This window comes from Candidatus Thiosymbion oneisti (genome assembly GCF_004359955.1).
Lineage (GTDB): Bacteria > Pseudomonadota > Gammaproteobacteria > Chromatiales > Chromatiaceae > Thiosymbion > Thiosymbion oneisti.
The window spans coordinates 85,606-108,951 of the sequence record NZ_SMSC01000001.1 but is presented as its reverse complement, the minus strand read 5'-3'; the positions used below and the strand labels follow the sequence as shown (position 1 = coordinate 108,951).

Sequence of the window (23,346 nt, the reverse complement as noted above, 5' to 3'; positions counted from 1 at the left end):
TTGGATGAGCCGAACAAGCGATGTGGAACGAAAAACTGATCGAAAAACTGACGGGCCCCCAGATCGTCAACGACTCGAAGACGCCATCCGGCAGGGTACATGTCGGTTCCCTGCGTGGTGTGTTGATCCACGATGCGATCTACAGGGCGCTCCTATCCCATGGCTTCGATACGAGCTATTCCTATGGAATCGATGATTTCGATCCATTGGACGGGCTCCCCGCGGATGCGGAGCCCTGGCTAAAGGATTACCTGGGATATCCGTTATGCAATGTTCCCGCGCCGGAAGCATCTTCCGCCACCGATCTGGCCGATCACTATATATCGGAATTCCTGGATATCTTCAGTGAGCTGGGCGTCGGCGCTGAAATCTATCGCACGCGCGATCTCTATCGTTGCGGTCGGTTCAACGAAGCCATCGATGCAATCCTGGAGAACGCCCATATCGTCCGCAAGGTCTACGCGGAAGTCAGTCATGCCATGCGACCGACTAATTGGTTTCCATTTCAGGTTATCTGCGAACGGTGTGGAAAAATCGGCGTTACCGAGGTAACCGACTATGACGGAAAGGAGATCTCCTATGAATGCAAGCCGGATCTGGTGACCTGGGCTAGCGGCTGCGGGAACCGCGGCAAAGTTTCACCCTTCGACGGGAACGGCAAGCTGCCCTGGAAGCTGGAATGGGTTGCGAAATGGCATACCTTCGGCATCACGATCGAAGGCGCCGGTAAGGACCATTGCACCAAGGGTGGCTCCAGAGAAGTTGCAGCCGCATGTCTGCGCGGCATCTTCGGTGAGAACCCTCCGTTGAATGTCCCTTACGAATTCTTTTTGGTCGGCGGCGCCAAGATGAGCTCATCCAAGGCCGTGGGGACTGCCGCGCGGGAAATGGCGGACTTGCTGCCCCCGGAGGTCCTGCGCTTTTTAATGATCAGAACACCTCCGAGAAAGGCCGTAAACTTCTCGACCGACTGCGACTATTTGGTAAAGCTCTATAATGAACATGATCGACTCGTGGAATCCCGTTTGTCGGGGCGAGCAACGGCCGAGCAGGAAAAGACGCTGCAGATGATCGAGGTCGATCCCCAATCGACGGCCTATCATCCGGTGGGTTTCCAGTTACTCACCGCCTTACTCCAGCTTCCACACATCGACGTCGAGAAAGAGATCAAACGCAGGTCAACGACCGGTCCAAGTACGCCGGACCAGGACAGCCTGCATAAGCGGCTGCGTTCCGCGCGCTACTGGCTGGAGCATTTTGCCTCCGAGGAAGACCGCTTAGCATTGCAGCCGAAGGTTCCGGATTCCGTAAACCGGTTGCGCGAGTCTCAACGCGCCTTTCTCAGCTTGTTGGGGAGCCGATTTCCTAGGGACCGGATAACGGAGGATGAATACCAGTCCTTCATTTTCGATATGGCGCGACTGACGCCGATCGATCACAGACTAGCCTTCCAGGCGCTTTATCGAGCGCTCTTCGATAAAGATCAAGGCCCGAAGGGCGGTGCACTGCTCTCTTATCTCGATACCGACTTCCTGATTGAAAGATTCTCGGAAGTTGCATACTCCGTCGACGGATTCTGGCACGAGACCGGCGTGACCCCGGAGCTCTGTGAGGGCTGGATCTCTGAGCATGAGCAATCGATCTCCGAAATGGAGTTTGCCCTGCTCGTCAATGCCGTGATGTCTGCCGGACCTTCTTCCGGCTCAGGTCGGCCCTTGAGGGGAAGGGGTGTCGTGGAGGTCTATGCGAGGCTCGATAACGGCAGGGAACACACGCTGCGTGTACTGTCCATCGACTTCGGGGAAGAAGAAGTCGATCTTGCGCAGGAGGCTAAACGTCTGGAGAAATACGGAAGCGGTTTTATACAGGGCCTGGCTGAAAAATTCCGACTGAGCTTCAAAGAAAGGGCACCAATCCGGATCACGCAAGAACACATGGATACCCCCATGCATCATTTCCCTACCCGAGCCTCATCAGGAGAAAGCTGACAGTTCTGCGAGCGTTAGGTATCGCCGGATCGAGGCAAAGGATATCCAATTCGTTCACAACCGTTCAGCCCCCTCTGGTATCAGAACGGGAGCTGGTCCGGGCCTTATTACTCGATCACGTAGAATTTGGATATGCCCGTATCTGAACGGGAGCCGGTCTGGACCTTATGCTCGATCATATAGGTACCTGGTTTGATCTCCTCCGGAACCGTGAAATCCAGGGTTGTCTCCCGCTTCCCCTTCTCGCGCCCCCCGCTGGTGGGACCCAGTGTCACGAGAGCAATATCATCCTTGTCCTTTATTGTCCAACTTTCCACCACCGGTGCGGTGGATTGGCGGGGTGGCAGGTTCAACCAATATACCGTCCGAACCGCTACCTTCCCCCCGGCTTCCACCACGGTAGGTGTGTTTCTACTTTTTTGAATCTTGACCTGGGGCTGAGTAACCGGTCCGGTCGCCCCATAAGCACGCCTTTCCTCCGCGGTCGAACTGACCAGTTTCGATTGGTAGTTGTTAATAGTAAAAGCGGCCAACCCAGTGGCAACGCTGACCGCCGTACCCACCGTAGCGTTGGTTAATGCCCCCGTGATGCTACCGACAACCATGCCGGCAATGCCCACCCCTACAGTGTTATCCTGCGTGTCGTTGGTTGTCTGACACCCGGATAGGGCGATGGTCATAGCGGCAACAATCAGTAGCTTGTGGTCGATGCGTTTCACCGTGCTGAATTCTCCGAATAAACAAGTACCAAGATCCCGTTCAAGCATCTTCTAACACCATTTTCCAGCGCATTATAGAGGAGGTAATTCGCTGTTCCTAGTTATACCCGTCACACCCTCCGAACAACGCCAAATAATTCAGGGTTGCTCAACAGCCCCTAGTAATAGTAGGGCTCAGCGCCGTCCGGCAACTTCTCGATCTTCTTCGCCAGCAGCAATTTTGCCTCCTCGACCTCCCTTGTGAACGGCTGTCGAATCGCCTTGAAAAAGCTGTTATCGAAAGCGTAGTTGCCGCTACCGCGCGGGGCCTCCACGCCGACCGCGATGTCGTGCCTGGCCCCATCTGCGGGTAGGTAGGAACGCAAGGTGACGACATAATCGCTGTGCAGTAGGTTCCGGATCTCCGCAAGGATAGGTCGCATACCGGATGGCCTCTCCCCGACTCTGTAGTAGATACCGAGGGAGTTCTTCGACAAGGCTTCGAGGTTCTTGAAATGGGTGCGATTGGTAGGCGAGTAGGCCAGCGAATAGATCGGATAAGGGCTGGGCAAAGCGGCGATGCGCGTCATCAGGTCCTCGCGGGTGATTGCGCTGCCCTCGTCCTTGCCGTCGGACATCACGAGCACCGAGCAAGAAACGACAGAATTGGAATCCTCGGAGTTCGTGCCGCACATCCGCAACGCGGCGTCGATAGCGTCGTATAAACGGGTCTTCAGGCCATCCGCACGCATGGCGGCAAGGCGGCGAGCGAGCGCCCTCCCGTCGCGCTCGAACCGAGACACGACGGCATAACCCTCCTTGGTGTCTCGAACCAACAACACGGCCACCTCGTCCTGGGGACGCTTGCCCTCGATGAATCGAACCGCTGCTCGCAGCATCTCCTCGAACGGCGTATGGGCCTTGGATCGAAGGGCCTGGGATTCGACCCCCTCGGTTTTATGGCCCATGGATTGACTGGCGTCGATCACAAGCACGGACCGGGTGGCCTCCCGACGACCACGCATCGATTGAATGCCGAACTGCTTCTTCCTCGGATCATAGGGGCGGCCTCGAATCATCAAGAGGACATTGTATTCGTTCAGATCGGGTAAGGGCTGCATCTTATCGTCGAATGTACGCAAATAGATCCGGATGAAGGGATACAAGGAGAAGTCGGTACGATAGATCACCACTGCGTGTTCGCCGGGAGCGACAAATCCGTACCCTGGGGCGGATACCGTACCGTTGAATAGAATCAATACGACGATCATCCCGATCCGCCTCAGGCGTTCCAAGACGGAGCCCGATAGGCGTGAGCCTCGCGTTCCCATAATCAATACTCCTCCGAATCTCCGACTCAGCGATTGTGGGGGATAGAAGCCTCACGCTTATTTCGTGCCATGATATGTCGGAGACCAAGCAGTCGGATCACTTAGATTCGACTTAGGTTGCCTTACCACCTTTGGCTTCGGCTTTCTCGGCTTGACCGTTAGCTTTACCTTGACCCTTTGCTTTGCCTTGGCCTTGCGCTTGGTTTTTGCCGCAGATCCCTGTCCTTTGGACCGCTTAGGTGTCTCCGCCCCCGGATCGGGCGGCGGCGACGCGGCAGCCGCACTTGGCTTCGGCGTTCTCGGCTCGGCCGTTTTCTTTGCCTTGGCCTTGCGCTCGGTTTTTACCGCAGGTCCCTGTCCTTTAGGCCGCTTAGGTGTCTCCGCCCCCGGATCGAGCGGTGGCGACGCGGCAGCCGCACTTGGCTTCGGCGTTCTCGATTCGGCCGTTTTCTTTGCCTTGGCCTTGCGCGTGGTTTTTGCCACAGATCTCTGTCTTTCAGGCCGCTTAGGTACCTCTGCCCCCAGATCGAACAGCGACGACACAGCGGACGCACTCGGTGTCGCGGACAGGACCACTGGCACGGACAGCTGGGCCGGCACCTCACTTCGGTGCTTCTCGAAGATCTCCATCCACGGGCTGTCAGAGACGGGTTGGGGTCCCCTCCCCGGAGCGAGCGGTGATGCGGCAACCGCACTCCGCTTCGGCCTCTCCGATTCGGTCGTTTTCCGGGCTTTTGTCATAGGTCCCTGTTTTTCAGGCTGCTTAGGTGCCCCTGCCCCTGGATCGAGCGGCAGCGACGCGGCAGCTGCACTTCGCTTCGGCGTTCTCGGCTCGGCCGTTTTCTTTGCTTTGGCCTTGCGCTCGGTTTTTGCCGCAGATCTCTGTCTTTCAGGTCGCTTAGGTGCCTCCGCCCCCAGATCGAACAGCGACGACACAGCGGACGCACTCGGTGTCGCGGACAGGAGCATTGGCACGGACGGCTGGGCCGGCGCTTCACTTGGGTACTTCTCGAAAATCTCCGTCCACGAGCTGTCAGTCGGATCGAGCGGTGATACGGCGAACGCACTCCGCTTCGATCCCTCCGATTTGGTCGTTTTCCGGGCTTTTGTCATAGGTCCCTGTCTTTCAGGCTGCTTAGGTGCCCCTGCCCCTGGATCGAGCGGCGGCGACACGGCGGCCACGCTTGGCTTCGGCGTTCCCGACTCAGCCGTTTTCCTGGTCTCGGCCTTGCGCTCGGTTTTTACCGCAGATCCCTGTCTTTCAGGCTGCTCAGATGCCTCCGCCCCCGGATCGAGCGGCGGCAACACGGCAGTTGCAATTCGCTGCGGTGTGCTTGACTCGGCCGTTTTCTTTGCCTTGACCTTACTCTCGGTTTTTGCCGCAGGTCCTTGTCTTTCAGGCTGCTTAGGTGTCTCCGCCCCTGGATCGAACAGCGACGCCACAGCGGACGCACTCAGTGTCGCGGACGGGACCATCGGGACGGGCTGCCTGGCCGGTAGCTCACTTCGGTGCTTCTCGAAGAGCTCCATCAAGGGGCCGTCGGAAGCGGTCTTAGGTACCCTGGTCACCGCCAGTTGTTCATTGGAAAACACGGAGGGTAGTCCCTCAGTGAATCGAGTCGGCTCGGTAGCTGGTGCCGTACCGACTCCCGACTGAAGGGTTGTTCCCGCCGCGTCAGGTTGCGACGCCCCAGCGGGGACAGATTGCTCGGACATGGGCTCCGACGACAGGTGGTCTGACCAAGGCTGCGCGGGTGGTGATTGGTTGGGAGAAGGTATCAGGCCACCAATGAACACCACCAGCCAGATCACGATCGCCACCCCACCGACCCACAGCGGGAGTTTCGACACCAGCACGGTAAGGCGGGTGGCCAATGGAGAACGGGGCGGTGGAGTATCCATGGGTGACGGTTACATGTTTACGAATACACGGCCGATCTTTTATCCCGTTACGCGGTCGGTGTCATGGTGCGAGTCAACCGCTCCGCTTCCCGCACCACCTGCGTGAGCTCGGCATCGATGCGCTCCCGGTCGCCGGCCTTGGCGGAATCCTCCAACGCCTTGAGATGGGCATCGAGGGCGGGCACGCCGCAATAGCTGGTCGCGCCGCGCATGCGGTGAGCAGTCGTGGTGAGCAGCGGCCAATCGTTGGCCTGGAAGCAGCGCCGCAGATCGGAGAGGTCCTGAGGGAGCCCACGCACAAGCATTTGAACCAGCTCGCGGGCGAGGTCCAGGTTGCCGCCCGCTATCTCCAGGGCCGCCGCCTCGTCCCACGCCGGCAAGTCGGTAGCAATGGATTCCGTGTTTACTCGCTTTTCTTCCATTTCAAGATTTCCTCCGGCCCTTGGCAAGTGTGTATCCGGCCCCAACTCTAACACTCGGCACTGGTGCCTTCCAGAGTCTTAATGCCGCCGGTCGGTCCTTTCTCGGACTCTCCTTCTGGTGCACAATTACCTGGTCGAGCCATCAACGAGCCCGCGCACCGTGGGCGGAGATCCATGCACAATCCGACCATCGAGGCCTGCGTCGGCAACACGCCCCTGGTACGCCTGCAACGGCTGCCGGGAGAGACGGACAACCGCATTCTGGTGAAGCTGGAGGGCAACAACCCGGCTGGGTCGGTAAAGGACCGCCCGGCGCTGAGTATGATTCGGCGCGCGGAAGAGCGTGGCGAAATCACCCCCGGAGATACCCTCATCGAGGCCACCAGCGGGAACACAGGGATTGCGCTGGCCATGGCGGCGGCCATCCGGGGCTACCGGATGGTCCTGATCATGCCCAAGCACATGAGCCTGGAGCGGCGTGCGATCATGCAGAGCTTCGGCGCCGAGATCCTGCTCACGCCCCAGGCAGGCAGCATGGAGGCAGCCATCGACCTGGCACGGCAGATGGAGGCCCAGGGGAAGGGCAGGATCTTGGATCAATTCGCCAATCCCGACAACCCGCGCGCCCACTACGAAGGCACGGGACCGGAGATCTGGCGCGACACTCAGGGCGCCGTCACCCACTTCGTCAGCTCCATGGGCACCACGGGCACCATCATGGGGGCAGGGCGCTATCTCAAAGAGCAGGACCGATCGATACGGATCATCGGCGTGCAGCCCGAGGAAGGTGCCAGCATACCGGGCATCCGCTGCTGGCCCCAAGCCTACTTGCCCAAGATCTACGACCCCTCCGGCGTGGACCGCATCATCCATGTCTCCCAGGGGCAGGCGGAGCAGACGACGCAGGAGCTGGCGGCACGGGAAGGCATCTTCGCCGGCATCTCCTCGGGCGGCGCGGTCGCCGCGGCCCGCGCGCTCAGTGCCGAGCTTAAGGGTGCGGTCATCGTAGTCATCATCTGCGACCGGGGGGACCGCTACCTGTCCACCGGGGTCTTTTCCACCTAGACCACACGGCCTGCCGGGGACCCTCGTCCCGGTGGCATGCGCCGCCGGGGGCGAAATGCGCGGCCGTAGCGACCAACAAGCGTTCGAGTCGGCTCGGACTATTCGACAATGGCTGTGACTCGATGCCGACGGCTTTTTGAGTGACGAAAACGCGAAGGCGAGCATGCTCAAATTATGTCGTTTTTGGTTGCTTACGTCTACCCTCCGTCCAAAGCCAGGTGCGTATAAATCTCCGGCTTTCAGCCACCGGCTGCCTAGCAGGCTGTGCCCACCGATGATTCACTCGGCTGCAATCAGGCCGCGGTTGTTGACCGCGGGACGGTTTGAACCGCAGAGACGCAGAAGACGCAACAGGGAAAACCAATCCGCCAAGATCATGTTTTCGAGAAAATTTATACTTGCTCGCCCCGGATGACCGCATCTTGCTACATCATCGGGGTGCTCGATAACGGCATCGCCGGTCTGACGCCGGAAGCTCTGGCGCGGCTGCGCGGCGTCGATCTGGTCATCGGCAGTGCACGTACCCTGGCGCTGTTTGCCGACCGGTTGCGTACCGGGGCACGGACCCGTGAGCTCACCGGCCAACTCGAGAAGATCCCGGACTGGATTCGGGAGGCCCAAGCACAAGGCCACAGCGTCGCGGTATTGGCGACCGGTGATCCCTGGTGTCACGGCATCGCGGGAACTCTAGGGGCGCGACTGATGCCTGGCACTTACGAGGTGGTGCCCAACGTATCGACCGTGCAATTGGCATGCGCCCGGCTCGGGCTGGCCTGGCAGGACATGCGGATCGTCTCCGTACATCGCGGCGACACCGGGGAATGGCATGAGGGCGCCGGACCCGAGCATGGGCTGTATCCGGTGCTGCGGGCGCTGGATCGGAACGACCGGCTAGCCGTCCTGACCAGCCCGGACAACACCCCCGATCGCATTGCGCGCATGGTGGTCGCGGAGGGGCTGGACGAGGACCTCCGGCTTGCCGTTGCCGAGCGCCTGACTCGGGACGACGAGCGTATCGTCTCCGACTGCACCGTCAAAGAAGCCGCCGCTCGCCGGTTCGCCGACCCCAACGTCCTCTTGCTGTGGCGTGAGATCCCACGGCGCCGCGCGGTGCTGTTCGGATTGGCGGATGATGCCTACCTGCAACGCCGGCCGCAACGGGGCCTGATTACCCGGCGCGAGATACGCGCCGTGTCCCTGGCACGACTGGCCCTGCGTGCCGACAGCATCGTCTGGGACGTCGGCGCCGGCTCCGGCGCCTTGGGCCTGGAGGCCGCCCGCTTGTGCGCGGACGGCCATGTCTATGCCATCGAGCAAAACCCTGCGGATCTTAAGATCGCCGCCTACAATCGCCATCGCTTGGGAGTCCACAACTACAGCCTGGTTCAGGGCAAGGCCCCGGCGGGGCTGGACGCCTGGCCCGATCCCGACGCCGTATTTATCGGCGGTTCAGGCGGGGAGCTGGCCGCGCTGATCCGGCTGGGCCTGCAACGCCTCAGGCCCCAGGGCAGACTGGTGATGAACCTGGTCACCTTCGAGAATCTGGGAACGGCCATCACGCTGCTCAAGGCCTCCGGTGCGGTCTGGGATGTCACCCAGCTCCAGGCGTCTCGCAGCCGGTCCGTTCTGGACATGCACCGGCTGGCAGCCGAGAATCCGGTGTGGATCCTATGCGCGCAGGTAGGTGAGAACCACCAAATAGACACGAATGGGCACAAATGATGTGGATCCAATGTGTGGCAGGTAAGGGTAGGATGCGGTGAGCGCCTGCCTACCGCCCCAGAAGGGTGTCGCAAAAGTCCCTCTCCCGCCGGGAGAGAGCCTGCGCCGAGCGCAGCGAGGGGGGCTTGAGGAGAGGGGGTCAAAGGGCGAAGATCGGTGCCTTTTGCGACACCCTCCCCGGGGATGGGGCGGGCAGGCAGCAAACCGCATCGACCAGCTACCCTTTTTTGAACCGCAAAGGCGTGCAGGGCGCAAAGATTTTTTTGTGGGTAAGGTTATTCGTATCCAAGCCAGCGCACTCCAGCATGCGGTAAATGCCTGCTGCCCGCAGGGACGCCCAAGGCAGGTCGTAATCATTCAGCCCCCTACTTCATGATTGACAAAGGTATCTTATACGGCATATCCCTGGGTCCGGGCGATCCCGGATTGATTACCCGTCGTGCCTGGGCGTTGCTGGAGCGGGACGATGTCCACTGGACCTACCCGGTGCGCGGCAAGGGCCACCAGAGCTTTGCGTTGAGCATTACGTGGGCCGCGGGGCTGAGGCCGCCATCCGGCTGTGAGCCTCTGGTCTTCCCGATGACCCACGACCAGGCACGGCTCACCGCGGCCTGGTCCGCGGCCGCACAGCGGGTAGGGGAGATACTGCGGCAAGGCCGCGACGTGCTCTTCCTAGTGGAAGGCGACGCCTCCATCTACTCCAGCTTCGGTTATCTGGCCCGCACCCTCACCGCGCTGGATCCCGATATCAGAGTGGAAACCGTAGCGGGGGTCTCCTCCTTCAGTGCATCGGCGGCACGCTTACAAATGCCCCTGGCGGACCTCGACGACCGCATGGCCATCCTCCCAGCCGGTTACGGCATCGACACCCTGGATCACCTGCTGGACGAGTTCGATACCCTGGTGTTGCTCAAGGTCAAGCCCCTGTTGGACGACATCATCGACCTGCTGGCACGCCGCCGGCTGCTGGAACACGCCGTCTTCTGCGAGAAGACCGGGACCCCGGAGGAACGTATCGTGCGGGATCTGAACTCCCTGCGCGGGACGTCGGTCAACTATCTCTCCTTGCTGCTGGTGAAAAACCCGGATCGGGTGGGGGGGCTTTGAGCGACCGCAGCGTGGGATTTGTTCCGCGTTCGATTAGCTCCTGATTCGCTTCGAATTGAGGTATTAAAATGATGAATCTTTTCGCAAAAGACACTCGCCGAAGGATCGTTGGGCAGTTCTGCCTTACCATCTTGGTTTTCGCTGTGCTTGGAGTGTTGCAGGGCGTGGCTGCGGCAACGGGATCCCTCAGCGCGTTGCTTCAGACGGATTCGCCCACCTATGGTGTATCCGATGCGATGGTCGTTCGGTTTACGCTCGCCAATAATGGTTCCGAACCCGTGCAGGTGTTGCCTTGGAACACACCATTGGAGGGTAAGTTCACCGCACCGATCTTCAAGGTACAGAGTAACGGACAAGAGGTCGCATACATCGGACCGATGGTCAAGCGACCCGCTCCGACTGCTGGTGATTACATCACTATTAAACCGGGTGAGGCCGTATCAGCAACGCTGAATCTCGCCGAGGGTTACGCGGCCTATAACGCAGGTAGCTACTCGATCAGTTTCGATGCGAACCTGGCGATTCTGGGAGGCCCGAGCGCTAAGTTGAACGGGGCCAGTGTTGCACCGAACATCAGTGCCGCGACAACACTGGTACTGAGCGAGAATCGTCCTATTCCACCGTCCCCGGCGCCCAAGCAGGCAACCTACACCGGCTGTACGACGAGCGAAACGAACACGCTCAGCAACGCCCATGCTTCGGCTGAGGCAATAGCGACGGAGGCACATTCCGCCTTGAACAATGCGCCGACCAGTCAACGCAGCACCGCCCCGCGATACTTGAAATGGTTCGGTACTCATACTCAGTCGCGGTATGCGACAGTGGAAGGGAATTTCAATGCGATCTCCGGTGCATTGAGCAATCAGGTCATCACCTTCAATTGCAACTGCAATGAACCATATTACGCTTATGTTTATGCGAACAACCCTTACGAGATCTATATCTGCAATTACTTCTGGACGGCCCCACGGACGGGAACTGACTCACAGGCGGGGACCATTGTCCACGAGGTCTCGCATTTTACGGTGGTTGCCGATACGGATGATCATGCTTACGGTCAGACCTTATGCGCAAACCTCGCCTCCAGCACCCCGGATCTGGCGATTGAAAATGCCGATAGCCACGAATACTTCGCCGAGAATACACCGCCCCTCTCAATGGGCTCGGGCGGCAGTAGTTGTACACGACAACCCTGGGATTGGGCTTACTGTAGCGATCCCAACTGTGGTCCCTGCGCTGCCGGCGAGGGTGATTGCGACAGCGATGCTGAATGCCAATCCGGGTTGGTTTGCGCCCATGACGTTGGCCTCAATTATGGTCAAACGAGCATGATGGATGTATGTGAGAATTCCAGCGGTTGCAGGCTGTCACCGTGGGATTGGGGTTATTGCAGTGATCCCAACTGTGGTCCCTGCGCTGCCGGCGAGGGTGATTGCGACAGCGACGCTGAATGCCAATCCGGGTTGGTTTGCGCCCACAACGTTGGACTCAACTATGGCCAAACGAGCACGATGGATGTATGTGAGAATTCTAGCGGTTGCAGGCTGTCACCATGGGATTGGGCTTACTGCAGTGATCCCAACTGTGGTCCCTGCGCTGCCGGCGAGGGTGATTGCGACGGCGACGCCGAATGCCAAGCCGGTTTAGTCTGTGCCCACGATGTTGACTCCACTATACAAACGACGATGGATGTTTGCGAGCAGCCGAATACTAATGCTTGCAGGCTGTCACCATGGGATTGGGCTTACTGCAGTGATCCCAACTGTGGTCCCTGCGCTGCCGGCGAGGGTGATTGCGACGGCGACGCTGAATGCCAATCCGGGTTGGTTTGCGCCCACAACGTTGGACTCAATTACGGCCAAACGAGCACGATGGATGTATGTGAGAATTCTAGCGGTTGCAGGCTGTCACCATGGGATTGGGCTTACTGCAGTGATCCCAACTGTGGTCCCTGCGCTGCCGGAGAAGGTGATTGCGACGGCGACGCCGAATGCCAAGCCGGTTTGATTTGCGCCCATGACGTTGGTTCAGACTACGGGCAGGCATCTAGTATAGATGTCTGTCAGGCACCGCAGGTTTGCACACGACCGCTCTGGGATTGGGCTTACTGCAGTGATCCCGACTGTGGTCCCTGCAATCGCGGTGAGGGTGACTGCGACAGCGATAGTGAATGTCAGGTTGGGCTCGTGTGTCGGCATGATGTCGGCACGGCCTATGGTCAGGCCGCTGCGATGGATGTTTGCGAGTGAGTTGATGTCCGGTAGCCCCGTAATGGCATGACACCGTATCGGATGCCATGTGTTTTGTCTTCGCCTGCGCTACCGCGTAGACTCCGGCAAAACACATGGCCTTAAGGCTAGGTGGGAGGCGTCGTACTTCGCTCATCTGTTTTATCGCCCCCTCTCTTCCTGTGTTCTTCTGGTGGGTCCTTCCATTCTCCCATCTGATTATGTTAGGAAGACCGATGTCACAGCAGGTGGTGTTGCGCTTATCGGTCGAAACTAGGTACTAGGCGTCAGGGTCTCTATTTGGGAGCCACATCCGGGAAATTGAAGTGAAACCCATCGTCGTTGTCTATGCAATGCTCCTGTTCGGATTGAGTATCGGCCTATATCGGCTGTTTGATGGTGTACCGCCGAATGATTCCTCGCATGGGTCGCAGTTGAAGTCTACTGACGCATCAGTTTTACCTGTGCCGATACCTTCCCGTCGAATTAGCTCGAAAGTGTTCGAGTCGGGGGGGGGCGCAATTCCGGCCTTAGGCTCTGTTGGTAAAGATGCTGAGTCCGTGGGACGGGGGTCCGACGGGAACCTCGGTATTCGGAGGCGGCGAATGCTTGAAGACTGGTTGATCGCCTACCGGGACCCCGCTCTCAATAAGACTGAGAAGCGGGAGCTTCTCAAGGGGTTGGCGCGGACTCGACGGCCAGAACTCGTCAAACCCCTAGGCGATCTGGCGTACTCGGCTGCGGACGATGATGATATGGACTTGTTGCGCGCAGTTGCCGAGGGGCTCGTGCTCATCGGGACCGAGGAGGCAATCACGCAACTGGGAAATCTGATGACACGCCTGCCACAGGATGGTGACGAACCCCATGTCGTCGGAGATTCTCTGGCGCAGGTGCGCGACACGCGACTTCTACCCCAATTGGTGCAAATCGTCGATGAGCGCTATCGCGGTTACCATGGAGCACTGTTCGCTATGGTCGCTATGGGAGACACTGGAGTTCTTCAGGCACTAGAATTAGCCGAGAGCGATTCCACCGGCGCCATTTTCCAACAGCTGAAGACCGTACTCGCTCATGGTGAGTATGATGACGAAGTGACCGAGACGTTGCGCGAGCTAGGTGGTTACGACGAACTCATCGCTGAGCCGGACGGCGGAAGGTGGTAAACTTGGAACCTACCAACGTTACCGACCGAAGCGAAAAAATTACAGATCAGCCACTATTCTAATAAGGTAGCAAATATCACGGGTGCTTAGAGATTTGCCTCTACTCGGGGCGGTTGACATAAGCGTAGAAGGGTTCATTATGCCCCGTTTCTTGATTTGATCCCCTCTCCCCAACCCTCTCCCCGAGAGAGAGGGGGTGTTGCGTGTGGCGTGCCCAACCCACTGCTAGTGGCGATGTTTCCATTTAAACCTTAACCAATACCACATAACAAAAAGCTGTCACCGCCCCATTGGGTCGGCATTTAGCAATCCTGAATTATTTGGCGTGATCTGAGAAGGTGTCGTGTTGGGTTACGGCGCGTTCAACGTTGTTTGTGTTCTTCAGGATCGGGCAGCGCGCCTAACCCAACCTACACCCAACACGAGGTCCGCGCGTACGACCGTGCAGGGGGTAATGTGGGTGTAGGTTGCGTTAAGACGCCGGCATGACCCAAGCAGACGATCAGCGCGCCTGGTGCGTCGAACGCAACCCGTCAAACCCTGTCCCGACGCAGGGGGGATCTTTTCCCTCCACACGACGCCAAATAATTCAGAATCGTTTCGGCTCGAAACCGGGCTGGTTCTTGACCTCCATGAGTTCATCGCCGACCGCCAGCACCAGAAAGCCCTGTTTCTCCGCGTAGGCGAGCACGTTCTTTTCTACGCTGAGACTGGCGAGAATTCCCACCAAGGGCAGGGCGTCATGCTCGGGAAAGAAGGTTCGGAACTCGGCGATGTCGGCCACGAAGCCGTCTACGTCGGTGCTGCGCAGGGTCGCCTTGGTACTGTTGAGGCAGACGCAGTCGGGGGTTACCACTAAGGCGTCGAATTCCTTCATTCGCCCGTCGGGCAAACGGCGCTTGAGTCGGACCATCAGGTCATAGGCGGGCTCGTTCAGGCGTTCTTCGATGACACGGGGTAGACTCGGGGCGACCAGGTCTTCGACCAGGGTGCCCAGCTTGTTGGAGAGCTCCCCCCACTTTTTGTTCATCTCCCGCTGCTGCCGGCGCGCTTCGTCTTTGAAGTCACGCATCTCGTCCTTAAAATCACTCATTTCATCCTTGAAATCACTCATTTCATCCTTGAACACACGCATTTCGTCCTTGAATAGGCGCAGCTCCGTTTCCGTTTGCCGTTGCGAGTCGTAGAGCTTGCGGAATTCGGCGCCGACACTCCGGACGAAATCCTGCACGGTCTGTTCGAGGCTATCGATACGTTCGATGACGGCTGCCATAATCAGCTCCCAGAATTTTGGAAACCAGGAATCTTGGAGACCAGAGAGAAAATAGCCGGCTCACGGCCCGGATGCAAGCGGGGTCGGTTTTCGCCTTCCGGCCCGAGGCCCTAACGGAAACGGAAATCGCCTGAGCCCGAATTCTGCTTCGGGTATCATAGATGCAACTATGGGCGCGGGTAGTGGGGTCGGTGCTCGGCCCGATCGCGCGTGTGACTTCGCGGGTCGGAGAATCCCTGGAGGGGGTCTTGCAAGGCCCTGTGACGGACGGCGGCGAAGGTTGCCTATCTCGGTTGAGCCTTAGGGAAGGCGGGGTGAGTCTGTCGTGTCTGCTTGGATCGACATGCATTTCGGGAACCCGAGTAATTTCCAGGTGTTGGAGTTGATGAGGGCCGGCGGCTGGTTGATGCTGCCGATCCTTGCCTGTTCGGTCATCGCCATGGCTATTGTCATGGAACGGCTGTGGACCCTGCGTCGGCGCAGGGTCATGCCCGAAGGCTTGGTTACTAAGATCCGGGAGTGGCACTGCCGAGCGCAGCTCACGGAGGAACGCCTGGTCAAGGTGCGGGATGGCTCTCCCCTGGGGCGTATCTTGACCGCGGGCTTGGTGAACCGGGAGTATTCCCGGGAGGTGATGAAGGAGGCCATTCACGACACCGGCCGTCAGGTGGTGGCGGAGCTGGAGCGCTATATCAACGCCTTGGGCACGATTGCCGCGGTGACACCCTTGCTGGGGCTGCTGGGGACCGTCATCGGGATGATCGAGGTCTTCGGGGTCATCATGGAGGCCGGCGTGGGCAATCCGGGGGTCCTGGCGGGCGGCATCTCCAAGGCCCTGATTACCACCGCCGCCGGCCTTTCAGTGGCCATCCCGGCCCTGATGTTCCACCGCTACTTCAACGGCAAGGTCGATAAGCTCACCATCGGCATGGAGGAGCAGGCCCTGAAGCTGGTGGAGATCATCAAGGGCGAGCGCGCGGAGGACGGTGTCAAGTGAACCTGCGCCCGCATCGTCCCGAACCCCCCGATATCAACCTGACGCCGATGATCGACGTGGTCTTCCTGCTCCTGATCTTTTTCATGGTGTCCACTACTTTCCAGGAAGACACCCGCATCCGGGTCCGGTTGCCGGAGGCCCAGGGAGAAGCCGTTCCCGCCGAGATGCCCCGAGCCCTGGAGATTACCATCGACAGTGCAGGCGTCTTCTATGTGGACGAACGGATGGTGGCGGACCGGAAGCCGGCTACCCTGCAGCAGGCGATTGCAGCTGTGGTCGGCGCGGAGCGGGCGCTCCCGGTAATCATCAGGGCCAACGCCGCGACCCCGCACCAGGCGGTCATGACCGCCATGGATGCAGCCAGCCGACTCGGGCTGTTGCACTTCTCCCTCGCCGCGACCCGACCCGACGCCCCCGATGAGTGAGGCGGGCGCCGTCGTCGCGGGCCCCGCCCGGCTGGTCTACCGGCGTCTGCTCGGCTACGCCCGCCCCTACTGGCGGCCCTTTTCCGTCTCGATCTTGGGGATGCTCATCTACGCGGCCACCGAGCCGATCTTCGCCGCTATGATGCAACCCCTGTTGGACGGCAGCTTCGTGGACCGCGATCCGGATGTAGTGCGCACCATGCCGGTGCTCCTGGTGGTCCTGTTCGTCGTCCGGGGTGGCGCCGGGTTCGTGAACACCTACTTCCTCAAATGGGTGGGGCGGCGGGTGGTGGCGGACCTGCGCCGGGAGATGTTCGAGCACCTGATGCGCACCCCTACCCGCTATTACGATCGCCACAGCTCCGGTCAGATCCTGTCCAAGTTCACCTACAACGTGGAGAACGTCGCCCAAGCCACCACCACGGCCTTGACCACCCTGGTGCGCGACGGTTTCACCGTCATGGGCCTGATGGCCTATATGCTGTACATCAATGCTTCCTTGTCGGCGATCTTTCTGCTGACGGGGCCCGCCATGGCGGGGGCGGTGAAGTACGCCTCCAAGCGCTTTCGCCGTCACAGCCAACGCATCCAGGACCGGGTGGGTGAGTTGACCCATACCGTTCAGGAGGTCATCGACGCCCACCGGGTGGTCAAGGCCTTTGGCGGACAGGCCCAAGAGCGGACCCGCTTCGGCCATGTCAACGAAAAGACCCGCTCCTTGCAGATGAAGATGATCGCTACCGAGGCGGCCAGCGTTCCTCTGGTGCAGCTCATCTCGGCCCTGGCGATCGCCGTGATCGTCTACCTGTCCACCATGCAGGGGCTGCGGGAGGGTATCTCGGTGGGGACCTTCATGTCCTTCGTGGTGGCCATGGGGCTGCTGCTGCCGCCGATCAAACGCCTGACCTCGGTCAATGCCCATCTGCAGCGGGGTATCATCGCCGCCGAGAGTCTGTTCGAGCTCCTGGATACCCAGACCGAAAGCGACACCGGCACCCGCACCCTGGGCCGCGCCGCAGGAAGGGTGGAGTATCGGGGGGTAGGCCATGTCTACGACCCGGACCAGGGGCCCGTGCTCGAGGACGTGACCCTCACCATCGAGCCTGGAGAGGCGGTCGCCTTCGTGGGACGTTCTGGCAGCGGCAAGACCACCCTGGTCAGCCTCTTACCGCGTTTCTACGACGCGACCTGTGGGCGGATCCTCATCGATGGCCTGGAGGTGCGGGAGCTGACCCTGAAGAGTTTGCGCGACCAGGTCTCTCTGGTGACCCAGGATGTGGTCCTGTTCAACGACTCGGTGGCGAACAATATCGCCTATGGCCGTCCGGGGCAGGTGGACCTGCGGGACATCGAGCGGGTAGCCCACGCGGCCCATGCCCTGGATTTCATCCGCGCGCTCCCCCGTGGCTTCGAGACCCCCATCGGCGACCGGGGGGTACTGCTCTCCGGCGGGCAGCGCCAGCGTATCGCCATCGCGCGGGCCATGCTCAAGGATGCCCCCATCCTGATTCTGGACGAGGCCACCTCGGCGCTGGACACTGAGTCGGAGCGCCATATTCAGGCCGCACTGCTGGAGCTGATGCAGCATCGCACCACCTTGGTCATCGCCCACCGGCTCTCCACCATCGAGCATGCGGATCGGATCGCAGTCATCGAGCAGGGACGTATCGTGGAGCAGGGTCGGCACCTGGACCTGCTGGCGCGGGGGGGATCCTACACGAGGCTGCACCGGATGCAGTTCCATACGGGTCCGGCGGCTGCATGAACGGATCGGCGAGCCGGATCATGATGACCCGTCTTGCTGGGGCGGTTTGGTACAACGGCCACCCGCTCTCCTCCGCCTTGCTGCCCTTGAGCTGGCTCTATTGCGGCGGCGTCAGGTTGCGGCGTCTGGCCTATCGGCGGGGATGGTTGCACAGCCGTCGCCTGCCGGTCCCCGTGATCGTGGTAGGTAATCTCACCGTCGGCGGTACCGGCAAGACCCCCCTGGTGCTGGAGATAACCGATTTATTGCGCCGCCGGGGTTACCGGCCCGGTATCCTGGTGCGGGGTTACGGCGGTAGCGGGACCCGGTGGCCCTGGTTAGTGGAGGGGGACGATGATCCTTTCCAGGTGGGAGACGAGTCGGTCCTGCTGGCGCGGCGCAGCGGTTGCCCCGTCGTCGCAGGGGCCAACCGGGTCGCGGCCGGCGAGCTGCTTCTGGCTAACTGTGAATGCGATATGATTGTGAGCGACGATGGGCTCCAGCACTATGGTCTGCGGCGAGACCTGGAGATCCTGGTGATCGATGCCTCCCGCCGGTTCGGCAATGGGCGTTGTCTGCCTGCCGGACCCCTGCGTGAGCCCGCGGCCCGGGGTCGCGCAGCGGACCTGACCCTATGCAATGGTAGTCCTTGTCCAGGTGGGCAGGTGATGCGCCTGGCTCCCGGACCGCTGGTCAATCTCGCTGACCGGGAGATCACGCGGGATCTGGGGGAGTTGCGTGGGCAACGGGTCACGGCGGTCGCGGGGATCGGCAATCCCGACCGCTTCTTCGCGCACTTGCGCCGCCGGGGACTGCATGTGGACGAGCGGCCCTATCCGGATCATCACCCGTTCCGCCGTGAGGACGCGGCATCCTGGCCCCCGGGGCCGGTGGTCATGACGGAGAAGGACGCGGTCAAGTGCACCGGGTTTGCGCGCCCGGATTTCTGGTATCTGCCGGTGGCGTCGCGGCTCCCCAGCGGGTTCGAACAGCTGCTGTTGGAAAAACTGAAGGGTATCGGCAATGGATAAAAGACTCCTGGACATCCTGCGGTGTCCCGTATGCAAAGGCATCCTCTACTACGACAAGCCGGCCGCGGAGCTCATCTGCCGGGGCGATCGCCTGGCCTACCCGATCCGGGACGATATTCCCGTGATGCTGGAAGAGGAGGCACGGGCGCTGGGTCCCGAAGAAGAGGTCCCCGCGACATGAGCGGATAAAAGACTTTTTGAACCGCAAAGACGCAAAGGAATTATGGTTCAAACACTCTTCATCTATCCGCAGATTACACAGATTTTCGCAGATTGTTTCTGTTTTTCATCTGCGAAAATCCGTGTAATCTGTGGATAAAAAAGAGGTTGAAACGCTGAGTCCTCTGCGGTTCGGTTACTATCGGTTTGCAGGTTGGGCAAAGCCCGTAGGATGCGGTGAGTAAAACGAACCGCATCGATCAGCTATCGGTAGTGGTTAAGGTTTAAATGGAAACATCGCCACCCGCAGTGGGTTGGGCACGCCACACGCAGCACCCCCTCTCCCTCCGGGAAAGGGCTGGGGAGAGGGGATCGAATAAAAGAGACGTAATGAGACACATGGCTCAACTGGATCTGCACAATAACATACAGGGACCTTGAAAAATCCCATCCTGGGGATTCTTTGCGGTGTCCTGGAGAGGGTTTTTTGCTCTCGACGCAGCCTTTTATAAATGCCTTAAAACGACTTTTTTGTAACCTTGGGGACTTACATAATTTCTACCATTCATACACAATCAAGGCATTATAATTTCCTCGTTTGATAGAGGATTTCACCATGTTCAGCATGACCCTGGAACAGCTTCGCGCCATGACCAGCGCCGGCGGCGTGAAGGACATCACTGTGAAAGGACAAGGTAGCGGCTTCTTCGTGGAAATCGCCACCCGGAGCGGACAGGACGCTGTTTTGTCGAAGACTGGGAGTACCGAGCCGCGCCGCTTCAGCAATCCCATCGCCGCATTAAACGTGCTGCGCGACGTGGGCATCACAGTCGGTCAGTTCGACGCCAGCGAATGGAACCCGGCCGAGAAGGAAGAAACCGCCGGCAATCGGGGTCGCGCCGAGGCGATGCGTGAGGCCCACAAAGCCGCTGCTTACAACGAGTGGCTGGCTGCTCAAATTCAGGAGGCCATCGACGACCCCCGGCCAGACATTCCGCATGCTGAGGTCATGGCCGAAATGGATGCCGAGATTGCCGCCATGACCGGCAGGAAGCGCATTGTTCACGCCGCGGACAAAGCGTGACGGCGAAGGCTTACCGCATTGAGTGGCGACCAACAGCCCGCAATGACTTGCGCACCATCGTCCGCTACATCGGGAAGGATAACCCGGTGCACGCCGAAAACTTCGGACAGGAAATACGCGACCAGACCAAACCCCTCGCGCAGCATCCCGAGCTCGGGCGTACTGGCCGACCAGGCTCGTCGGCCGATGTGCGCGAGCTGGTCGCGCATCCGAATTACATCGTTTTTTACCGGGTGTTGGTCGAGGCCCGCACCGTACAGATTTTGAGCGTGAAGCACGCGGCGCAGCAAACGCCGTAACCGGGTGACAGATTGGTTGAGTATAGGAAAAGCAAAAATGTCAGGTACGCTGCGCTTTGCCCAACCTCCGGTTGGTTATCTACAAGGGCTGCCTTTACGGAAAATCTTCGTGCCTTTGCGGTTCAACTCACCAGGGCGGCTGGCAATACTTCTGTTTTCATTTTCGACAGCCTTTTGGTCGAGCGATAACCTATCCTTATGATCCAACCATTTTTCACCACCTGTCACGGTCTCCTTTACGAAGGTGATTGCTTGAAAATCCTTGGCCGCATGAGATCCGAGTCTATTGATACCATATTTGCCGATCCCCCGTTTAATATAGGAAAAGACTATAAAAACGGTTACACCGACAAGGTTTCCAAGACCGAATACATTGAATGGTGTCGAGAATGGATTCTGGAATGTTGCCGAGTCTTGAAGGGAGGAGGTACATTTTTCCTCTATGCTATGCCTGAGCTGGCCGTGCAGTTTGCGCCGATCATGGGCGAACACCTCGATTTCAGGCATTGGATAGCCCTGACCATGAAAGGAACCTACCCGCGCGGAAATAAACTCTATCCTGCTCACTATGCCCTATTGTATTATACAAGAGGTAAGCCTCGTGTGTTCAATAAACTCCGATTACCGATTCCAACTTGCCGCCATTGTGGCAAGGAAATTAGAGACTACGGCGGACACCGTAGCAAAATGAATCCTGAAGGTGTGAACCTCACGGATTTTTGGGAAGATACCTCACCGAACCGCCACAAGAAGTTCAAGGTTCGTCCCGGCGTCAATGAATTGAAGTTGGTTATCCCGGAACGCGCCATTTTGATTTCTACCAATCCTGGAGATATTATTTTAGATCCCTTCGGAGGCGGTGGATCCACCTACCAGGCAGCAGAAATACATCACAGAAACTGGATTGGCGTAGAGCTTTATGATTCGGAGCACATTCGTAAACGACTCGAAGAAGGTTACATGTTTTCTGCAAATCAGGAACCTGGTTTTAATTACAAGGCTTTGTTTACCCATGAAGATAAGCAAGATTCGATGGTTTTTCTAAAGAGGCAATCCCCAAAAAGGTTACAAACAAAGGCAAGGGCTGAACAAGTGGCTCTTCGATTTTCCGGTTTGAACCCAAATCCATGGCCGGAATCGATTTCAAAGTAGTTATCCCGGCCCGCTATGGCGCCAGCCGGCTTCCCGGCAAGCCGCTGCTCGAGATCGCCGGGGTGCCGCTGATTCGACACGTCTATGAACGGGCCAGAGAGTGTACCGCCAACCAGATTGTGATCGCCACGGACGATGTGCGCATCGCCGAGGTCTGTACCGCGTTCGGCGCCGATGTGGCCCTGACCAGGAGTGATCACCAAAGCGGTACGGACCGCATTGCCGAGGTCGCTGCGACCCGTGGCTGGCCGCGGGACAGCATCCTGGTCAACCTCCAGGGCGACGAGCCCTGTATGCCGCCGGCCCTCATCGACCAGGTGGCGCGCGACCTGGCGGGCCACGGCTCGACCGGCATGGCAACCCTTGCCTATCCGATCCGCGCTGCACAGACCCTCTTCGATCCGCACACGGTCAAGGTAGTCACGGATGCGGATGGTTACGCGCTCTACTTCTCGCGTGCCCCCATCCCCTGGCATCGGGACGAGTCCCTCGGGGCGCACGAACCCTTGCCCCAGGGCGTTCGATTCCTGCGCCACATTGGCCTGTATGCCTACCGACTCGCCTTTCTCATGCGCTTTGTCAGTTGGCAGCCCGCCCCCTTGGAGCGGGCCGAGTCCCTGGAACAGCTGCGGGTACTCTGGCACGGCGAGGCGATCCACGTGACCCAGGCCCTCGAGGAGCCAGGCCCAGGCGTCGATACCCTGGAAGATGTGGAGCAGGTGATCCGACATTATAAGCTACCAACTACCAGTCGCCGGCTACGAGACAACCGGGGACTGATGGCACGGAAGGGAGTCAGCGGAGACCAGGGCAACGGATTTTGAACCGCAGAGACGCTGAACAGATACGGCGGTAGAACCGTCTATTGCATGTTAGCCAAGAGAATTGATGAAACAGAAGGTTTATATAGAGACGAGTGTCGTAAGCTATCTCGTGGCAAGACCGTCAAAGAATGTCGTAATTTCGGCCCACCAGGCATCTACATTTGATATGTGGAATGTTCTTGGAAATTTTCATCCATATATCTCGGACATCGTTATTCAGGAAGCCTCTAAGGGCGATGAAATGCAAGCGGGTCAGCGCTTAAAAGTCATAGAGGACTTTCAAGTTTTAGGAATTGACGATGAAGCAAAACTATTGGCAAAAGCATTTGTTGATGGCAAGGCGGTTCCAGAAAAATGTCTGGAAGACGCTTTGCATATCGCTACTGCAACCGTAAACGGCATCGACGTTATTGTTACCTGGAATTTCAAGCACATCAACAATCCGTTTACTAGGACAACGATAAGGCAAATCGCAGAGCAAAACGGCTATGCCTGCCCGGAAATATGTTCTCCAGAAGAATTGTTAGGAGGTGAAGTATGAAAGATCCTATAGTTGAAGAAATACGCGCAATTCGTAACGAACACGCAAGAAAGTTCAACTATGACCTTAATGCGATTTGCGAAGATTATAAAGCCCATCAGATGAATTGCGGTCATCAACTAGTAAGGCTGAAGCCCAAAAAGGTGGCTAATCGGGTAAGGGCGGGTAATTAACCCGCCCTCCCCACA

The 23,346-nt window shown here is 58.9% G+C and carries 21 protein-coding genes; 16 read left to right on the top strand and 5 right to left on the bottom strand.

The genetic code is table 11. The annotated features are described in order from the left end of the window. Positions 1 to 20: 20 nt before the first annotated feature. Entirely contained in the window at positions 21 to 1,988 is a 1,968-nt protein-coding gene (gene lysS, locus E1958_RS00490) for a lysine--tRNA ligase (protein ID WP_133510126.1), read from the top strand. Between the two features lie 107 nt (positions 1,989 to 2,095). Here the strand turns inward: lysS and E1958_RS00485 are convergent, their stop codons facing one another. The 4 genes from E1958_RS00485 to E1958_RS00470 form a co-directional block, all read right to left on the bottom strand. Beyond that, positions 2,096 to 2,707, bottom strand: coding sequence for a hypothetical protein (locus E1958_RS00485; protein WP_133510125.1), 612 nt, complete (start codon positions 2,705 to 2,707; stop codon positions 2,096 to 2,098). 158 nt (positions 2,708 to 2,865) lie between these two features. After that, entirely contained in the window at positions 2,866 to 4,017 is a 1,152-nt protein-coding gene (locus tag E1958_RS00480) for a vWA domain-containing protein (protein WP_133510124.1), read from the bottom strand. Positions 4,018 to 4,074: 57 nt separating this feature from the next. After that, positions 4,075 to 5,610: a hypothetical protein gene (locus tag E1958_RS00475; RefSeq protein WP_133510123.1), complete on the bottom strand. Its 1,536-nt coding sequence runs from the start codon at positions 5,608 to 5,610 to the stop codon at positions 4,075 to 4,077. A gap of 356 nt (positions 5,611 to 5,966) precedes the next feature. After that, positions 5,967 to 6,341, bottom strand: coding sequence for an Hpt domain-containing protein (locus E1958_RS00470; RefSeq protein WP_133510122.1), 375 nt, complete (start codon positions 6,339 to 6,341; stop codon positions 5,967 to 5,969). Between the two features lie 174 nt (positions 6,342 to 6,515). On the opposite strand from E1958_RS00470, the gene cysM reads away from it, so the two are divergent. The 5 genes from cysM to E1958_RS00445 all read left to right on the top strand — a co-directional run bounded on the left by cysM (position 6,516) and on the right by E1958_RS00445 (position 13,629). Then, the gene (gene cysM, locus E1958_RS00465; protein WP_133510121.1) at positions 6,516 to 7,406 is read left to right on the top strand and encodes a cysteine synthase CysM; all 891 of its coding nucleotides are present in this window, start codon (positions 6,516 to 6,518) and stop codon (positions 7,404 to 7,406) included. A 411-nt stretch (positions 7,407 to 7,817) separates the two neighbouring features. Continuing rightward, positions 7,818 to 9,128: a precorrin-6y C5,15-methyltransferase (decarboxylating) subunit CbiE gene (cbiE, locus tag E1958_RS00460; protein ID WP_133510120.1), complete on the top strand. Its 1,311-nt coding sequence runs from the start codon at positions 7,818 to 7,820 to the stop codon at positions 9,126 to 9,128. 372 nt (positions 9,129 to 9,500) lie between these two features. Continuing rightward, a complete protein-coding gene (gene cobI / locus E1958_RS00455; protein ID WP_133510119.1) occupies positions 9,501 to 10,235 on the top strand; it encodes a precorrin-2 C(20)-methyltransferase in 735 nt (244 codons plus the stop codon). A 68-nt stretch (positions 10,236 to 10,303) separates the two neighbouring features. After that, positions 10,304 to 12,484: a M35 family metallo-endopeptidase gene (locus E1958_RS00450; RefSeq protein ID WP_133510118.1), complete on the top strand. Its 2,181-nt coding sequence runs from the start codon at positions 10,304 to 10,306 to the stop codon at positions 12,482 to 12,484. Between the two features lie 584 nt (positions 12,485 to 13,068). Beyond that, positions 13,069 to 13,629: a hypothetical protein gene (locus E1958_RS00445; protein ID WP_133510117.1), complete on the top strand. Its 561-nt coding sequence runs from the start codon at positions 13,069 to 13,071 to the stop codon at positions 13,627 to 13,629. A 589-nt stretch (positions 13,630 to 14,218) separates the two neighbouring features. Here the strand turns inward: E1958_RS00445 and E1958_RS00440 are convergent. Further along, a complete protein-coding gene (locus E1958_RS00440) occupies positions 14,219 to 14,902 on the bottom strand; it encodes a hypothetical protein (protein ID WP_133510116.1) in 684 nt (227 codons plus the stop codon). Between the two features lie 373 nt (positions 14,903 to 15,275). On the opposite strand from E1958_RS00440, the gene E1958_RS00435 reads away from it, so the two are divergent. The 10 genes from E1958_RS00435 to E1958_RS00390 all read left to right on the top strand — a co-directional run bounded on the left by E1958_RS00435 (position 15,276) and on the right by E1958_RS00390 (position 23,158). After that, a complete protein-coding gene (locus tag E1958_RS00435) occupies positions 15,276 to 15,899 on the top strand; it encodes a MotA/TolQ/ExbB proton channel family protein (RefSeq protein WP_133510205.1) in 624 nt (207 codons plus the stop codon). After that, positions 15,896 to 16,324: an ExbD/TolR family protein gene (locus tag E1958_RS00430; RefSeq protein WP_133510115.1), complete on the top strand. Its 429-nt coding sequence runs from the start codon at positions 15,896 to 15,898 to the stop codon at positions 16,322 to 16,324. Before E1958_RS00435 ends, E1958_RS00430 begins: the two co-directional genes overlap by 4 nt. Continuing rightward, the gene (msbA, locus tag E1958_RS00425; protein WP_133510114.1) at positions 16,317 to 18,089 is read left to right on the top strand and encodes a lipid A export permease/ATP-binding protein MsbA; all 1,773 of its coding nucleotides are present in this window, start codon (positions 16,317 to 16,319) and stop codon (positions 18,087 to 18,089) included. Before E1958_RS00430 ends, msbA begins: the two co-directional genes overlap by 8 nt. Positions 18,090 to 18,109: 20 nt before the next feature. After that, positions 18,110 to 19,099, top strand: coding sequence for a tetraacyldisaccharide 4'-kinase (gene lpxK / locus E1958_RS00420; protein WP_243725210.1), 990 nt, complete (start codon positions 18,110 to 18,112; stop codon positions 19,097 to 19,099). Continuing rightward, positions 19,092 to 19,280: a Trm112 family protein gene (locus E1958_RS00415; RefSeq protein ID WP_133510113.1), complete on the top strand. Its 189-nt coding sequence runs from the start codon at positions 19,092 to 19,094 to the stop codon at positions 19,278 to 19,280. Before lpxK ends, E1958_RS00415 begins: the two co-directional genes overlap by 8 nt. Positions 19,281 to 19,874: 594 nt before the next feature. Further along, entirely contained in the window at positions 19,875 to 20,342 is a 468-nt protein-coding gene (locus E1958_RS00410; RefSeq protein ID WP_133510112.1) for an antitoxin PaaA2 family protein, read from the top strand. Continuing rightward, on the top strand, positions 20,339 to 20,641 hold the full coding sequence (locus E1958_RS00405; RefSeq protein ID WP_133510111.1) for a type II toxin-antitoxin system RelE/ParE family toxin: 303 nt from the start codon (positions 20,339 to 20,341) through the stop codon (positions 20,639 to 20,641). The genes E1958_RS00410 and E1958_RS00405 overlap by 4 nt, the downstream gene beginning before the upstream one ends. Before the next feature lie 198 nt (positions 20,642 to 20,839). Then, positions 20,840 to 21,793, top strand: a complete 954-nt coding sequence (locus tag E1958_RS00400; RefSeq protein WP_089724205.1) for a DNA-methyltransferase — start codon at positions 20,840 to 20,842, stop codon at positions 21,791 to 21,793. After that, the gene (gene kdsB, locus E1958_RS00395) at positions 21,769 to 22,617 is read left to right on the top strand and encodes a 3-deoxy-manno-octulosonate cytidylyltransferase (RefSeq protein ID WP_207787875.1); all 849 of its coding nucleotides are present in this window, start codon (positions 21,769 to 21,771) and stop codon (positions 22,615 to 22,617) included. Before E1958_RS00400 ends, kdsB begins: the two co-directional genes overlap by 25 nt. Before the next feature lie 64 nt (positions 22,618 to 22,681). Then, on the top strand, positions 22,682 to 23,158 hold the full coding sequence (locus E1958_RS00390; protein ID WP_133510110.1) for a type II toxin-antitoxin system VapC family toxin: 477 nt from the start codon (positions 22,682 to 22,684) through the stop codon (positions 23,156 to 23,158). Positions 23,159 to 23,346 lie beyond the last annotated feature (188 nt).

What these genes read in the sequence shown, in the direction of transcription:
- lysS (WP_133510126.1), top strand. Translation starts at nt 21, where the DNA reads ATGTGGAACGAAAAACTGATCGAAAAACTGACGGGCCCCCAGATCGTC.
- E1958_RS00480 (WP_133510124.1), bottom strand. Translation starts at nt 4,017, where the DNA reads ATGGGAACGCGAGGCTCACGCCTATCGGGCTCCGTCTTGGAACGCCTG.
- E1958_RS00470 (WP_133510122.1), bottom strand. Translation starts at nt 6,341, where the DNA reads ATGGAAGAAAAGCGAGTAAACACGGAATCCATTGCTACCGACTTGCCG.
- cysM (WP_133510121.1), top strand. Translation starts at nt 6,516, where the DNA reads ATGCACAATCCGACCATCGAGGCCTGCGTCGGCAACACGCCCCTGGTA.
- cbiE (WP_133510120.1), top strand. Translation starts at nt 7,818, where the DNA reads ATGACCGCATCTTGCTACATCATCGGGGTGCTCGATAACGGCATCGCC.
- cobI (WP_133510119.1), top strand. Translation starts at nt 9,501, where the DNA reads ATGATTGACAAAGGTATCTTATACGGCATATCCCTGGGTCCGGGCGAT.
- E1958_RS00450 (WP_133510118.1), top strand. Translation starts at nt 10,304, where the DNA reads ATGATGAATCTTTTCGCAAAAGACACTCGCCGAAGGATCGTTGGGCAG.
- E1958_RS00445 (WP_133510117.1), top strand. Translation starts at nt 13,069, where the DNA reads ATGCTTGAAGACTGGTTGATCGCCTACCGGGACCCCGCTCTCAATAAG.
- E1958_RS00440 (WP_133510116.1), bottom strand. Translation starts at nt 14,902, where the DNA reads ATGGCAGCCGTCATCGAACGTATCGATAGCCTCGAACAGACCGTGCAG.
- msbA (WP_133510114.1), top strand. Translation starts at nt 16,317, where the DNA reads ATGAGTGAGGCGGGCGCCGTCGTCGCGGGCCCCGCCCGGCTGGTCTAC.
- lpxK (WP_243725210.1), top strand. Translation starts at nt 18,110, where the DNA reads ATGATGACCCGTCTTGCTGGGGCGGTTTGGTACAACGGCCACCCGCTC.
- E1958_RS00415 (WP_133510113.1), top strand. Translation starts at nt 19,092, where the DNA reads ATGGATAAAAGACTCCTGGACATCCTGCGGTGTCCCGTATGCAAAGGC.
- E1958_RS00410 (WP_133510112.1), top strand. Translation starts at nt 19,875, where the DNA reads ATGTTCAGCATGACCCTGGAACAGCTTCGCGCCATGACCAGCGCCGGC.
- E1958_RS00400 (WP_089724205.1), top strand. Translation starts at nt 20,840, where the DNA reads ATGATCCAACCATTTTTCACCACCTGTCACGGTCTCCTTTACGAAGGT.
- kdsB (WP_207787875.1), top strand. Translation starts at nt 21,769, where the DNA reads ATGGCCGGAATCGATTTCAAAGTAGTTATCCCGGCCCGCTATGGCGCC.
- E1958_RS00390 (WP_133510110.1), top strand. Translation starts at nt 22,682, where the DNA reads ATGAAACAGAAGGTTTATATAGAGACGAGTGTCGTAAGCTATCTCGTG.